The 14,071-nt window shown below is 44.8% G+C and carries 9 protein-coding genes; all 9 read right to left on the reverse strand.

Annotated elements, in window-relative coordinates; all coding sequences use genetic code 11:
• Nucleotides 1–17 precede the first annotated feature (17 nt).
• The 9 genes from V8Q34_RS14320 to V8Q34_RS14360 all read right to left on the reverse strand — a co-directional run bounded on the left by V8Q34_RS14320 (nt 18) and on the right by V8Q34_RS14360 (nt 13,846).
• Nucleotides 18–1,151 (reverse strand): hypothetical protein, encoded by a 1,134-nt coding sequence (locus tag V8Q34_RS14320; RefSeq protein ID WP_033139936.1) that lies wholly within the window; start codon nt 1,149–1,151, stop codon nt 18–20.
• A 35-nt stretch (nt 1,152–1,186) separates the two neighbouring features.
• Nucleotides 1,187–1,963 carry a PP2C family protein-serine/threonine phosphatase gene (locus V8Q34_RS14325; protein WP_227246026.1) on the reverse strand — a complete coding sequence of 259 codons (777 nt, stop codon included), beginning with the start codon at nt 1,961–1,963 and terminating at the stop codon, nt 1,187–1,189.
• Between the two features lie 36 nt (nt 1,964–1,999).
• Nucleotides 2,000–5,362 carry an AAA family ATPase gene (locus V8Q34_RS14330; RefSeq protein ID WP_335835738.1) on the reverse strand — a complete coding sequence of 1,121 codons (3,363 nt, stop codon included), beginning with the start codon at nt 5,360–5,362 and terminating at the stop codon, nt 2,000–2,002.
• Between the two features lie 17 nt (nt 5,363–5,379).
• Nucleotides 5,380–6,723, reverse strand: coding sequence for a protein kinase domain-containing protein (locus V8Q34_RS14335; RefSeq protein ID WP_256138791.1), 1,344 nt, complete (start codon nt 6,721–6,723; stop codon nt 5,380–5,382).
• 122 nt (nt 6,724–6,845) lie between these two features.
• Complete coding sequence (locus V8Q34_RS14340) at nt 6,846–7,610, reverse strand: PP2C family protein-serine/threonine phosphatase (protein WP_335835739.1); 765 nt, start codon at nt 7,608–7,610, stop codon at nt 6,846–6,848.
• A 52-nt stretch (nt 7,611–7,662) separates the two neighbouring features.
• Nucleotides 7,663–8,229 carry an FHA domain-containing protein gene (locus tag V8Q34_RS14345; protein ID WP_148391866.1) on the reverse strand — a complete coding sequence of 189 codons (567 nt, stop codon included), beginning with the start codon at nt 8,227–8,229 and terminating at the stop codon, nt 7,663–7,665.
• Between the two features lie 131 nt (nt 8,230–8,360).
• Complete coding sequence (locus tag V8Q34_RS14350; RefSeq protein WP_335835740.1) at nt 8,361–11,057, reverse strand: leucine-rich repeat domain-containing protein; 2,697 nt, start codon at nt 11,055–11,057, stop codon at nt 8,361–8,363.
• A 103-nt stretch (nt 11,058–11,160) separates the two neighbouring features.
• Entirely contained in the window at nt 11,161–12,498 is a 1,338-nt protein-coding gene (locus tag V8Q34_RS14355) for a penicillin-binding transpeptidase domain-containing protein (RefSeq protein WP_335835741.1), read from the reverse strand.
• A complete protein-coding gene (locus V8Q34_RS14360; RefSeq protein ID WP_335835742.1) occupies nt 12,467–13,846 on the reverse strand; it encodes an FtsW/RodA/SpoVE family cell cycle protein in 1,380 nt (459 codons plus the stop codon). The genes V8Q34_RS14355 and V8Q34_RS14360 overlap by 32 nt, the downstream gene beginning before the upstream one ends.
• Between the last annotated feature and the right edge of the window lie 225 nt (nt 13,847–14,071).

Genomic DNA, 14,071 nt, shown 5'->3' on the forward strand with positions numbered 1-14,071 from the left:
CACCATAACCGCTGCATCTACAGCAGCTGCAGAAACAGCTCCAAATCTTCCTCCGGTTCCCTCAGTTCCAACTCACGGATTCTTCTCTTTACATAATCCGCTACGGATTCTAACTCCCCCTCTTCATAAAACTTTTCTATATCAGGGGCACCGGATTTCTTTTTCTGCACCAGCACATCTTCAATATTCTGGAAACTGCACGCTTCTTCATTCCATACAATATCCGGACAGCACCGATCGATCAGCTCTTCCAGGCCGGCAGTAAGCTTTCTGCCGGCATCACTGAACAGAACAGAATCATTCAGATACAAATCTTCCAGGACAAAAATCACCGCTGATTCTATCCTGTCCTTTGGACACAGGGCTTCCATCCCGGCAAGCTCTAACATGCGGTTAATATCCTCCACCGGCATGGTCAGATGAATGCCCATGGCAATCAGAAGATTTCTTCTGGGGACAATACCTTTTCGCTTTAAGTGTGAAAAAGCATTGTTATATGCATTTTTCAGCTTTTCATCATCCACCAGACTGTTTATATTGCGCTCCTCCAGTTTAAAGTACTCTTCCAGGAACTTATAAAGCTTACGGTTTCTCCCTTCAAATACTTCCATATGTTCTTCCAAAAACTTCTTAAACTCCTGATCTCCCATTACTTCAAGAAGCGCTGCATTGAGCTCAAAGGTTTTCTCTTCCGTCCCATCCAAATGCTTCTGTTCCGGCTCCTTTTCCTCCTGCATTTTCCTGTATTCCTCCATATAAAATTCATACATGGAATAATCCTTTTTATTGTGAATCAGGTAAATAAAGATGGCATCTTCAGGGTTCTTAACATATAGTGCGGGATATTTTGCATTTCTGGTAAGCAGCCGGTTAATCTGCTCCAGCTGAAATCCCCAATACATGCCGATTCCCACAACCTGTTCCCGTTTTGTGGGAATTTTCTGTTTCCACTGTCTGGCAGTATTGCGGGTAACTTTGCAGTAAGCCGCAAGTGCAGCGATCGTACCGTTTTTTTCTTCCATCCAATAAGCAAATACATCTGCCCACACGGTCATCGCATCCTGATGTTCCTCCATCAATTTCAAAAAGTTCTCGTTATCTTCGCAGCGTTCCAGAATATCTCTGAATGCCATAGTCCTAAGTTCTTCCATAAAATCCTCCTTGTATTATACTAGAAATTCCATTTCTATTGAATTTCCAGCAGCACTGCCGTGACATTATCCCCGGCCCCTTTCTTGACTGCCTCTTCCGTCAGCACATCCGCCCCACAATCCTGCTGCAGAAGCCCTAAAATCTCCTCCGGCTCTGTCTTATCCAAAAGACCATCTGATGACAATAAGAGTTTATCACCTGCCTGATATTTATTTCTGCTGTAAAACAAATGGTCCACAGACACTCCGGAGTCATCTCCCAGGTAACCGAGAAGAAGGTTTCTCTCACGGCTTTCTCTGTATTCTTCCCGGGATATTGTCCCTTTTTTTAGTTTTATTCCCGCCATGGACTGCTCCTCACTCAGCATGGTAATTTTACCGTTTCTCACCAGAAATATGGGGCTGTCCCCTATATTAAATGCCTCTATAGTTCCGTCCGGGTTCAGCATCACCAGAGCAATGGTCGTTCCGCCTCTGGCCTGTCTGCACCTGTAATAATCCACGATTTCCTGGTTTAGCCTGCGTATCTCTCCGGCAATATCCATTGGCGTAAAGGGCCTCTTTGCCTCCCGTAAAAGTCCTTCAAAATATTCTACTGCCTTACGGGACGCATCCTGCCCATACTGTTCTCCCCCCATCCCGTCACAGACTATGTAGATCTGCTGTTTTGTTAATTCTGATGTCCCTTTATAGCAGAATTCTCTGCTCTGATCGCTTATTTTCTCTGTATCAATCAGAAAATCATCCTGATTTTCCGACCTGCCTCCCACTCTGGAACTGGCTGATATTTTAACACTGTTAATAGTCTTCATAGTCTCCCCATTCTTTATCACACTTGTCATTGCTTCTTATTGTTCCAAAATAGCTTTTAGCTCTTCTTTCCCCAACTGATTCTTAGCCAGGAGCTGCCTGACAAGAAGGTCGATGGTATTCCGGGACTCTTTGACAATCTCGATGGCCTTTGTAAGCTCCTGTTTCAGCATCTCATTAACTTTCTGCCTTACTTCATCGCCCAGTGTTCCATGCTGCATTTCTTTCTCTGAATACACGGCCAATCCGAATTCCTCATCCATTCCGTAACTGCAGATAATACTCCTGGCAATGCCGGTAGCCTGGCGCAGATCACCTGATGCTCCGGTGGAATTACCGTCTTTTTTCCCGTAATAAACGATTTCTGCCGCTTTTCCTCCCAGTGCCGTGCGAATCATGCCCAGCATCTCCTCATAGGTACGGATAGGCCTTTCACCGGAAGACTTCTGCATATAACCCCCATGTCCGCCTCTGGCTGCAATAGTCAGATAACAGGGCAGTTCCCCGTTCTTCCAGCTCAGAAGTGCATGGCCGGCTTCGTGCCTGGCTACACGTTCCAGATATTCCCTTCCCCAGTCTTTCTTTTCTCCGTGCATCGTGAGTTCAAAAGCTTCATCCAGAATCCTGTCTGTGACAGCCGTTCGCATTTTATGAGCATTTCTTTTTGCCAGCTCCACCACAGATTCCAGATTCGCCAGACTCATTCCCACAGAACGTTCCGCAATCTGTTTTAAAATATCTTCTGATATCGCTGCCTGACATTTCCCTGTCTGCAGTTTCAGATACCGGTATCTGGCAGCCTCGTCCGGCAGTCCTACGCGTATCTTCCTGTCAAATCTGCGGGACAGGGCCTGGTCAATCACACCGATTCCCTCTGCCGAACGGTCTACCTCATAATTTGTGGCTGCCAGTACGAATATGGGGCGCCGGGGATCTGTCTTTATGCCATCCATTTCTGCAAGCAGGGCATTCAGTGTTGCCTCCTCTGCTCTTCCGGACTCTCCACCGGTGCGCTGCCGCCCAATCGTGTCTATTTCATCAATAAAAACTACAGAAGGCGCATATTTTCTGGCTTTTCCAAACAGTTCCCGTATGGCTGCCGGACCGGTACCCGTATACTGTTTAACAAAACTGCTGGCCTCCGCTGCCAGAAAAGTCACTCCTGATTCTCCCGCCATAGCTTTTGCCAAAAGTGTCTTTCCTGTACCCGGAGGACCGTACAGCAATACACCTTTTGGGGCAGTCAGCCCTTCTGCCAAGAATCTTCCGGGTTCCTTCAGATACTGTACAAAAAACTTCAGCTCTTCTTTCGCCGCATCTGCCCCAATCACATCCTCAAAACGGACTTTTGGTCTTTCCGCATCAGTCATCACATGCTTCTCATCTCCGGCTGACAGTACCTGCTCCAGGGCAAAATCCCGAAGCCGGATTTTTATGGTTTTTCCGCCTTCCTCAATAATCGGCGCCGTGTCAAAAGTAAGAATTTTAGCCTGTTCCTTCAGCTGCCTGGCCATTCTCTGCATATATGTGGCTTTCGCTATTCTGCGTATCTGTTCTGCTGCACCATCCCCGCTTTTCTGTCCTCCGCGTATCACCCCGCACACGCCTTCTGCTGCAAGCCTGCGCTCCAGCTCTTTATCTATGACAGCTTTCTGCCCGGCTCCTTCCACTTCTCCTTCCATCAAATAAATGGGAAGTTCCGGTATCTGTCTGTGGAGCATCCGGATCCATCCCCTTATTTCTGCCAAATCGGAAGCACCCAATGGTACATGGTCAAAACAGCATATTGTTTTGGACATATCTGCATCCCGGCCGCTTCTGCAAAGAGGCTTCATCTGCAGCACAGCAAACTGTATATTCTGCGCCTCTACGATACCTGCAGCTTCCTCTTCATCTTTCGCTGTATGGATACGCAGCTCTTTCAGTTCCTTTTCCAGATCCTTTTCCCCTGTGCCCAGAAGCAGCATGTCCGTCTGTCCGGGATTCTTGTAAAGCCGCCGAATCTCTTTCTTATCTTCCGGAATCTCGGTGACAAATTTCACGGTCTGAAGCGCGGAAAGGGACTTCTCTATATTTTCTTTTGTAAACAATTCAAACACTTTGCGCAGCTCATCCCGCAGAAAGTTTCCTGCTTTTGCGGACAGGTTCCTGGCATCCGGCTGACCTCCCTGGGCAAAAAGAAGACTTGTAAAAATGCTCTTTTCTCCCACAACTTTTATCTGATATGTATCTTCAAACTGCTTGGCAGCTTTGACAAAGGATTGTTCGCATATATTTTCCAGGTCTTTTGCCTGCAAATGACGGAACATCAGTACATACCCTGTACTCATTCTGGAACAGACTGCCTGAGGAAAGTAGGGAATACCGGTTGCCGGATCCACATCTGCGCCCAAAGCATCCAGTATTTTCTTTGGTGATAAATCTGCCGCATCCGGAGCATCCTCCGCCTCATATATGGTCCTGCCCGCATTCGTGGTAAAGATAATGATAGTGTCTTTGAAGGAGATCTTATTTCCTTCATATAAATCTGTCAGACTTCCTGCATCCAGAATTTGAAGAAAAAGATGAATAACTCCCCTGGAAGCCTTTTCCACTTCATCAAAGAGCAAAACACACCTGGGATTTTTTTCTACGAATTCGGTCAGAATACCTTTTTTCGCATTGTTGTACGTTTTTGCAAATCCTGCCAAATCGCATTCGGAATCCTTGTGTGAATAACCACTCATATCCAGACGTAAAAATGGCAGTTCCATTTCTTTTGCCGCTTCCTCTGCAAGGAATGTCTTACCGACCCCCGGAGGACCTGCGAATAGGAAAATACCGCTGGGTTTTCTCCGCTCCGGGTTGACAGCCTCTGTTATGCCGGCGTTCCAGATTCCGTCTGCAAAAGCATTTACCGCATGTTCCTGCCCATGTACCCGTGCAAGAAGTGTTTCCCTGAGTCTGCCTACTTTATCCACAAGGTGTTGTATCTGCTCTTTCCTGTGTATTTCCACCTCACTCAGGGGGGTTGTATGGTTTATATATGTTTTCAGCACTCTCACCGAAGTCAGCACTCTCTCCCCACACCGTTCCGCACCTGCAATACACAGGGCCAGAAAAAGCTTGCAGCTCTCCTCTGCCCTTTTGTCATCTGCTGTCTCCTGGTTTCCGTGATGCCTGATATAGCGAATAATATCCTCAGCCGGTACTTCCTTCAATACACTGTTCAAATCAAAAACTTCCTGCAGCATCGCATCATCCGGTGCCAAATGCAGATATCCGGCCATAAGCTCTACAGGCATTCCTGCAGCTTTAATAATTTCCAGAAGGATCCGGTCCTCTCCACTGAACCCGGCATTTTCTCTTTTATGATTTTCCGCCATTTTGATGGCATAAAGAAAAACTTTTGAATATTTCATAATATTCCCCCTTAATTTTATTTCAAAGCCTCCAGAATCTGATTTTTAAATTCTCTGGCTGTTGTATAGGTACTGCTCTCTTTCTCTTCCTCTTTGAGCACTTTATCAATTACCTTTGCCAGTCTGACCGGGATTCCGGGGTTTCTGGTCAGGATAGGCTGAACATCATTTTTATAGATATATTCATAAATATCTTTACAGCCGTTTTGGTCGCGCACATACCTTCCTGTAAGAAGATAATAATATGTAGCTGCTGCTGACCATACATCCACCTCAGGCTTTGCGTCCCGATAGTGATTAAGCTGCTTTCTGGAGCAGAATAAGGCGGAGCCGCAGTACTGTCCTGACAATGTAGGTAATCCCCCTGCAGTCTGTCCTGCAAGTTCAAAGGCTTTGGCAAGACCAAAGTCAGAAAGTTTAACCGTGCCGTCCTCTGCCAGCAGTATATTCTGAGGTTTAATGTCTCTGTGCACCACACCTCTTACCTGCCTTTTACCTCCCTTTGATTCCATGATAATCTGCGCATTATGAGCATAATCCAGGGCATCTAATATCTGGCATATGATTTCCGTTGCAAGACGCAGCCCCAATTTGCCTCCATTGTTTGCACACAGATCCTCCAGGCTGCCCCCTTTGCAGTATTCCATAAGAATGTGAAAATCCCTGCCGCTGAAAAGCAGCTGATGGGTTGTTACAATGTTTGGATGCTTCAGCTGCATCATAACAGATGCTTCCCGCATGAACCAGAAGCGTTTCTGGGGATTCGTCTGCGCAGCGGGATGCATGAGCTTTAATGCCATCTGTTTATGGGTCTTTACATCCTCCACTAACTGTACACTGGCAAACCCTCCATGCCCCAGCGTTTTCAATATTCTGAGACCCACAACTGCATTGGCATACTCCCGTTCTGCCTCTTCCTGTTTTTTAATGGCTTCATTGACTATATCGGAAATCTGCATTTTTCCGTCCGGCTTCTCTTCTTCGATATTCACGATGAACTGTTCCCTGTAACCTGCAGTTCCCATACCTATCACGTCACTGTCCTTAAGCCTGACCTCACGGTAGGAGCCTCTTCTTCCCTCCTCCGCTGACATGCCGTCCTCTCTTTTTCCGATGATCCTGCCGTTTACATAGGTTCCGTTAAGGCTTCCCATATCTCTGACAACGACATATGGAGGGTCAATTTTGAAAAATGTATTAAACCTGGAAATCCTGTCATTACCTGTTACATTTATTTTATTTACAATGGTTCTGTCTTCTTTTGCCGTTCTTCCGATGATTGCTGTATCTACGCAATGAAATGTCCATGTCTGTCCCTTCAGACTTCCTTCTATACATTTGATGGTTACCATATCACTCATGATTCTTCCTCCTCCATATCTGTTTGTTATCTTACTGGTAACTGTTCCGTACTCCCGCCTTTGGCGATGGAATTTTTACTGCTGCTGAATAGTAACTATTATTGTACCATATACAAATTTACTCATATCATTACTTTCAGGCAGATCACGGAAATATTATCTCTTCCTCCGGCAGAATTTGCTGCCTGAATCAAACCTGTACATATTTTTTCCGGCTTCTTTCTGTTTCTGATTATTTTAAGCATCCGGGAGTCCTTCACAAGCCCATGAAGGCCGTCACTGCAGAGTAGAATGGTCTCTCCCGGTTTGGTATCCGTAACAGTTACGTCTGCTGTGGCCGGACTCTGCATCCCCACATATCGTGTAAGCATGGAAGAGAAATGCTCTCTTTTTATCTCTGTTTCAGACATATCTCCATGCTCCCGGGCAGCCTGTGCAAAATTATGGTCTACTGTAACCTGACGCATTTTCGTATCATAGCGGACAATTCTATATCCCCTGCTGTCACCCATGTGAATCCAGATGGCCTTCCCGCCCAGAAGCATGACACCTGTAAAAGTGGCACCGTACTGGATAGCTCCATGGCAATTCCCCTTTTCATAAATTTTATTGCTGACCTCCTCCAATCCCTGTCTGAGTTCTTCTGCTGCCCGGTTCACATCCTGATGTTCTATATAGTTTTTCCGTACCTCTTTTGCCACCACAAGCATTGTCTTAACTGCTAATTCTGCTGTAAGCGTCCCATACAAAACGCCTCCCATTCCATCCGCCACCGCAAAGAATTCTGCCGCCGGGGAACAAAGAATCCTGTCCTGGTTTTCTGTTCTTACTTTTCCTATATCTGTTCTTACAGCCGCCAATACTCCGCATTGTTTTTTCATCTTCATAATTCCTGCCTGTCCTTTCTTATCACTGACTGTTTCTATGGATTCTTCTGATTCAATCTCTTTTTATTTCAGACTTACCGCCTTTTACCTGCGTACCACTTCCCCATACTCGTGTGTGGCCTTCATCGTTTTGGGAAAAATCATCCATGATATTTGCCCTGGATATCCTGCAGGCTACATTTCCAAGATAAAGTGTCATCCTGTCTTCCAAATCTATCTGATATACTTTCTTATTCTTATAATATACACCATTCCTGGAACCGCAGTCTTTTAGAAAAAAACCTTTTTCATCACTGGCAATAACCGCATGCTTTTCTGACACATAGGAACTCCTGATTCTCAGGTCACACATCCTCCCCCTTCCTATATAGAACCCTTTCGTTCCCACATCACCGATTTCCTTTCGCTTTACCACATTTCCCTTCGAATCCAACACTTCTATTTTCCAGAACCCCATAATGTGTGTCTCCATCATTCTGTCTTTTACTTCCTGAAACTCCTCCCCGAGCTCTCCCATCTCCGGCGGAATTTTTCCCAGCCCACCGCATACCCGGGTGATCACAAAAATAATCACTCCCAATATTAAAATAACGGTTATCTGACCTAATAAACTTGACATGCTCCTTACCTCCTGTGTGGATTATTTTTTAACTGTCCTCATTATATCTCTTTTGATTACAGGACTTTATTTATAAATAACCACCTAAAAAAAGAGGCGCCCCCCGGCAGCCTCTTTTCCGTGATTGTTCCTTAATTTTTTTTATTTAACTCCCTGATTTCCTCCATCTTTTCCTTCATTTCCTCTTCGCTCCAAAAGGGAAGCTGCATATAAGAAGCCTCTTTGTGTTTCTCTTCAAATGCTTTGGAGTAATTTGCCTGCTGCTCCACAGGCACTCCCACAAACCAAAGCCCCTTTGTATAAGAGGATTCCATGATCGCTGAGTAATCCAGATCCTCTGTATAACTGATAATTACTCTGTCCTGACTGCTATTCACCTTTTGAAGACTGGTGAGGGGAGTATAGTCAGCTATTGGATTGCCCTGAAGGGCAAGCACTTTATACTCGATGCCTGCAGGAAGTCCGGAAATATCCGTTATCCGGTTCTGATCCAGCAGAAGCCCCTCCACGTCTGTTCCAAGTGCGCTCAAAACCGTAATATCCTGTATCCGATTTCCTCCCAAATCCATATAAGACAGTTCCTTGCTGTCCTTCACCGCTGTGATATCTTCTATCTGATTTCCCCGGACAGACAGTATCTTCAGATTCCATTTCTTCTCAAGCCCTGCAAGGGACGAAAGCTGATTGTTATCTGCCCTTATTTCGGACAGCTTCTGACATTCTGCCAAAGGTTCCAAAGCCGTAATCTGATTATCCGAAATTCTCAGGGTCATAAGCTCAGTAAAGGAATTATCTAAGGCGGAGATATCCGCAATCCGGTTTTTTTCCAGATTCAAATGTTCTAACTTACTGCAGCTTCTGATCGGGCTGATATCCGTAATCCGGTTCCTGTCAAGTTCCAGGTTCACAAGTCTTGTCATTTCCGAAAGGACGGAAACATCCTGAATCTGGTTTTCCCCTAAATCCAGCAGCCGCAATTCCCTGCATCCGTTCAATGGTGACATATCCGAGACCTGATTGCCTCTAAGCCGCACTGAGCTGAGGTCCTGACAGAACGTCAAAGGGGTAATGTCTGTAATTCCGGCCTGGCCTGTTTCTTCTGTCCGGCTTACATTTAATTCTTTTAATTTTCCACATGCCTCCAATGCTGACAGATCATCTATGCCTGAGTTTTCTCCGCTAAACCTGGTAAGATTCGTACAATATCCTATGAAGGACCAGTCACACCCCTGTATAAATGTATTGTCCAGCTCCAGAGTGCGAAGATTTCCCATCCCTTTCAAAAATTCCAGGGTACGAATCCCCTTTGTATCGGACAAAACCAATGTATCCAGGCCGGTAAATCCCGCAAGAGAAGCACCAACCTCCGATAAATCAGCATAATTTATCCTCAATTTTTCAATCTGAGGATAACTGCCGTCCGCAAATATCTGCCCGTTAAGACTCTGAAAATTTTCCCGGTCTCCGATTATCTCCAGATATTTCAGATTCTCCAGCTTCTCCAGGGGTTTCAGCGAAGTAAATCCGATACAGTCTCTGATTCTGATCTGCTCCAGATTCTCCATAGCAGCCATCCCTTGGATTGCCTGATCATCCAGCCTGCAGGATTCAAGATACAGAGATGTCCTTTTCTTGTCTTTTCCCACTTGTTTCAGTATCTCCGGTGTTACTGTCATATCCCGTATAAGAGATGACATATCTGTATACTTATAAGGATTGGCTCTCCACGCAGTGATAATACTGATCAGTATTATAAATAGTATAAGCCCTGCTGTTCCCATTAAAAGAAATTTCTTATTTCTAAATATTCCTGTTTTCTCTCTTTTTTCCTTTCTTTTTACTTCGTATACTTTAGTATCCGCTTCTGAGCTCTCTTCGTTTTTTGCTTCTATGACCTCTGCTTCTGCACTCTTTTCTTTCTCATTCTCCCATCCCTCTCCCCCTACTGTAGCCAGGTCTTCTGAAAATTTCTCCGCTCCTCTTTCCCCGGCAGTTCTTTCCTGTTCCCCCAAAGCAATTTGTATTTTGTCAAGCAGTTCCTCCATGGACTGTATACGGTCCTCCCTGCGGACTGCCATTCCTTTCATCAGCACCTCTTCCAGTGCGGGAGCAATCTCCACGCCAAGGTCAGAAGGCCTGGAAATCCGGTCCTCGTGCAAGCGCTGCAGGCTGTATTGGGGGGTAACCCCGGTTATGCATTTATAGATTGTGGCACACATTGCATATACATCGGTCCATGGTCCCTGATCGTGACCACCTCTGCACTGCTCTTCCGGAGCATAACCCGGTTTATAAATGATACTGAGTGTCCCCTCTGCATTTTCCACATCCCTGGCCGCCCCAAAGTCCAGCAGTTTTATCTCATTTCCTTCCAGCACCATAATATTGTCCGGACTGATATCCCTGTGTATCAACCCTTTTTTGTGAATCTTCTCCAAAACCCGCATTACCGGTTTCATGTAATCAAGAGCCAGAAAAACGGGCAGCCTTCCGTACTTTTCTATATATTTTTCTAAGGTAATACCATCCAGATACTCCATGACAATATAGACTGTCTGATTGGCTTCAAAATAATCCCTTACATTTACAATACCCGGATTACCGGCAAGCCTGGCCATGGTTCTGGCTTCCTCCAAAAATCTCTGTTTCTCTTTTTCCGAAACATAACTCTGCTTTTTATATTCTTTGACTGCTACCGGCATCTTCAGAACCAAATCCTGCGCCAGATATGTAGTCCCAAAACCACCGGAACCGATCACTTTCTGAATCTCATATTTTTCATTCACAACGGTTCCCAATGGCAATCTTCCCAGTATAGCTTCATCCAACACTTTTTCCCCCTCACACTGTCTCAACGTGCAATGTTCTATGGTACATCTAAAACTTTTTTTAATCATACTATATTTTTCACGCCTGTTCCATATATTTCTATTATCTGCTATACAATTTATTATACATATTCATGACTGCCCCTTTTAATTGGATTCCGTATCCGCTCTCCTCCAGTTTACAGGCAGCCACTACATAATCCTCATTGAATGTGACCAGATAGCACTTGTTTTTATCACCGACCACTTCTGCCGTCCCGCTCTTTGCACAAATTCCGTATTCTGTCATTCCGTAATACTGACCTGCTGTTACCTGCATAAGATTTTTTAATGTTTCAGCGTTTTCTTTACGAAGGGGAATCGCCAGTTCTTCTTCCTTTCCCTTATACAGTGTCTTTCCGTCCAGAGTAATCTCGTCAACCAGGTAGGGGCGCAGCATGACGCCTCCGTTTCCAATACTCTGGGCTATCATTGCCAGATGAAGAGGCGTCACCAGAGTTTTTCCCTGACCGTAACCGGTATCTGCGATCAGGGCCTCACTGTAATCCCCCATATCCAGATGTGATTCCAGTGTAGTAAAATCCAGTTCTATATCCTGCCCGATCAGATACTGAGACGCTTTCCTCTCCAAAGTGCTTCCCCCAATCCTGAGAGCCATAGTACCGAAATATACATTTGAGGAATTACCTAAAGCTTCCTGCAATGCAATGGTACCAAAAGCCGCATTTCCACTGTTTTTCACCACATGACCTCCAAGGACAGTATTTCCCTTATCTTCTATGATATCTTTTTCAAGCCCTTGCTCTAAAAGGGCAGCAGCGGTAACCATTTTAAACGTACTCCCCGGTTCTGCTGCATCCTTAAACCCATTTGGGAGGAAAAACCCCTCCGTCTGATTCCACTCCTCCATGTGGTCAGCAATCTGATTCGCATTAAATTCTACTGTTTTTGAGGAAGCTAAAGCAAGTATTCTGCCGGTACGGATATCCAGAACTATCATAGAACCTTCCATCCCTTCAATCAGGCTGTATGCCTTTTCCTGAATCTGATGGTTTAAGGTAAGTGTTATATCTGCTCCCTTTTTATTTTCTCCCTGCATATAAAGATAGCTCTCATATCTTCCCCGCAGCCCATATTTGCCATAAACCGGGTCATTATACCCAAGAAGCCAGGAGTAAGATTCCGGATAAAACAAAGTACCGCTTTTCCCCGGCTCTGTTCCCTGGGAAAGAATAGTTTTGCTGCTATCCCAAATCGCACCTTCTATGGTCTCCTGACGATACATATTTTTTAATGTACTCTTCTTTAGTTCATCTGTGCCGGTGTTGAGCCCTTTAACTGCAGAGGTTCTTCCCATAAGAAAATAGCAGAATACCACCACCAAGGCCAGGATAACTGCCAGCAATACTTTAGTTCTCTCTAATAACTTTTTCTTCTCCATATCTTTCCCTCTCCTCTTTTCCATTTGCTTTTCTTCCAAAGTTTCTGTGGTCTGTACTGCCACACCCCAGGTACAAAATCAGCGCTGCCATCATAAATGCGGCCATAAGTGCTGTTCCCCCATTACTGACAAATGCAATCGGAACTCCTGTCATCAGGAAGAAACCTGTGGAGCCCAGAATCATGAGCATAGATTCTGCAAACAAATAATAGACACATCCAACCACAATACCGGTATTTTTCCCTGATTCTGCCCCCAGATAAAGTTTAATACCTTCCACCAACAATGCCAAAAACAACAAAACCATAAGAATTCCAACTGCCAGTCCCATATGCAGCAATATGGATGTAAAAATGTAATCAGAATCCTCCACAGGTATCTTAACCGGATAGTCACTGCCAAACCAACCGCCCAGAGCCATGGCTTCTCTGGCTTTCATTCCCTGGTATCCGGTCCCCAGAGGATCATTCTCCGGATGCAGCCATATAGTAATTCTGGACTGGACTTTTATGACCACGCTACAGCACTTTTGTAAAAACGCAGAGATATCTGCCCTGCCATTGGCATACCAGAGAATCCCTGCTCCAATACCTGCTCCTGTAATTCCCACACCTGCAAAAGAAACCAAAAGACCCAATAAAAAACGCCACGATTTTAAAAACAAAATGCAATAAACACCATAAACCAGAAGCATGAGAAGAAAAGATCCCATCTCGCTGATACCTACGGAAAATAATAAATTGATGCCCAGATATCCTCCGGAGACCAGCAGTTTCATCCAGTCTTTCCACTCCATACAACAGAAAATCATTGTATTCACATACACAAACAGTATTTTTATAAATTCTGTTGGCTGGATGGAAAACGCTCCAAATGTAATCCATGCCCGCGTTCCCTGGGCATCTGTTCCCAAAATCAGCAGTACAAGATAAATCATCACTGTGGCAAGCACAGCAGACACAAGTATTTTTTCAGGTTTCCAGATACTGAGCCATTTGTAATGGGTAAATATCATAATTCCTGCTGCCGCCACTGATGCAAGAAATATAATCTGTTCTTTTACCGCATAAGATGAAGATTCATTCTGGATGATACACTGCATGGCAATTCCCATATACAGCAGTAAAATGCAGAAAACAGGAAATTTGAAACTTGTTTTATGATAAAATGAAAATATAAGGGCAAGAGCTGTCACTGCCAGCATAGGCAGAAACAACGCCAGATAATGCTCCAGGCTTCCTCCTCTTGCTTTCACAAAAAAAACCGTTACCGTTTCTGCGCCTAACAAGGACAGCATTATTCTGCTAAATGCTGGGTTTCTTACTGCGGATTCTATTTTTCTTCTCATATTGCAACCTCCCGGCCTCATTGCCTGTGTTTTCATTTCTTTTATATTTATTATATATAATTTATTTTGAGGTTCTGTTTTTATTTGACCACTTTACCCGGCTCATGTTTATGCACTGCACTCTGAATAGGTACGGAACAGGGGGAAGGAAATTTTTACGCAACAGAAAAACCCCGGAAACCAAACGGTTCCGGGGCATCTTATACTTGGGCGCTATGTACCGCC

The organism is Blautia sp. JLR.GB0024, from assembly GCF_037000545.1.
Classification (GTDB): domain Bacteria; phylum Bacillota; class Clostridia; order Lachnospirales; family Lachnospiraceae; genus Blautia; species Blautia celeris.

Coding starts and splice junctions, on each gene's coding strand:
- V8Q34_RS14320 (WP_033139936.1), bottom strand. CDS start 1,151: ATGGAAGAACTTAGGACTATGGCATTCAGAGATATTCTGGAACGCTGC.
- V8Q34_RS14345 (WP_148391866.1), bottom strand. CDS start 8,229: ATGTCAAGTTTATTAGGTCAGATAACCGTTATTTTAATATTGGGAGTG.
- V8Q34_RS14360 (WP_335835742.1), bottom strand. CDS start 13,846: ATGAGAAGAAAAATAGAATCCGCAGTAAGAAACCCAGCATTTAGCAGA.
- V8Q34_RS14340 (WP_335835739.1), bottom strand. CDS start 7,610: ATGAAGATGAAAAAACAATGCGGAGTATTGGCGGCTGTAAGAACAGAT.
- V8Q34_RS14335 (WP_256138791.1), bottom strand. CDS start 6,723: ATGAGTGATATGGTAACCATCAAATGTATAGAAGGAAGTCTGAAGGGA.
- V8Q34_RS14325 (WP_227246026.1), bottom strand. CDS start 1,963: ATGAAGACTATTAACAGTGTTAAAATATCAGCCAGTTCCAGAGTGGGA.
- V8Q34_RS14330 (WP_335835738.1), bottom strand. CDS start 5,362: ATGAAATATTCAAAAGTTTTTCTTTATGCCATCAAAATGGCGGAAAAT.
- V8Q34_RS14355 (WP_335835741.1), bottom strand. CDS start 12,498: ATGGAGAAGAAAAAGTTATTAGAGAGAACTAAAGTATTGCTGGCAGTT.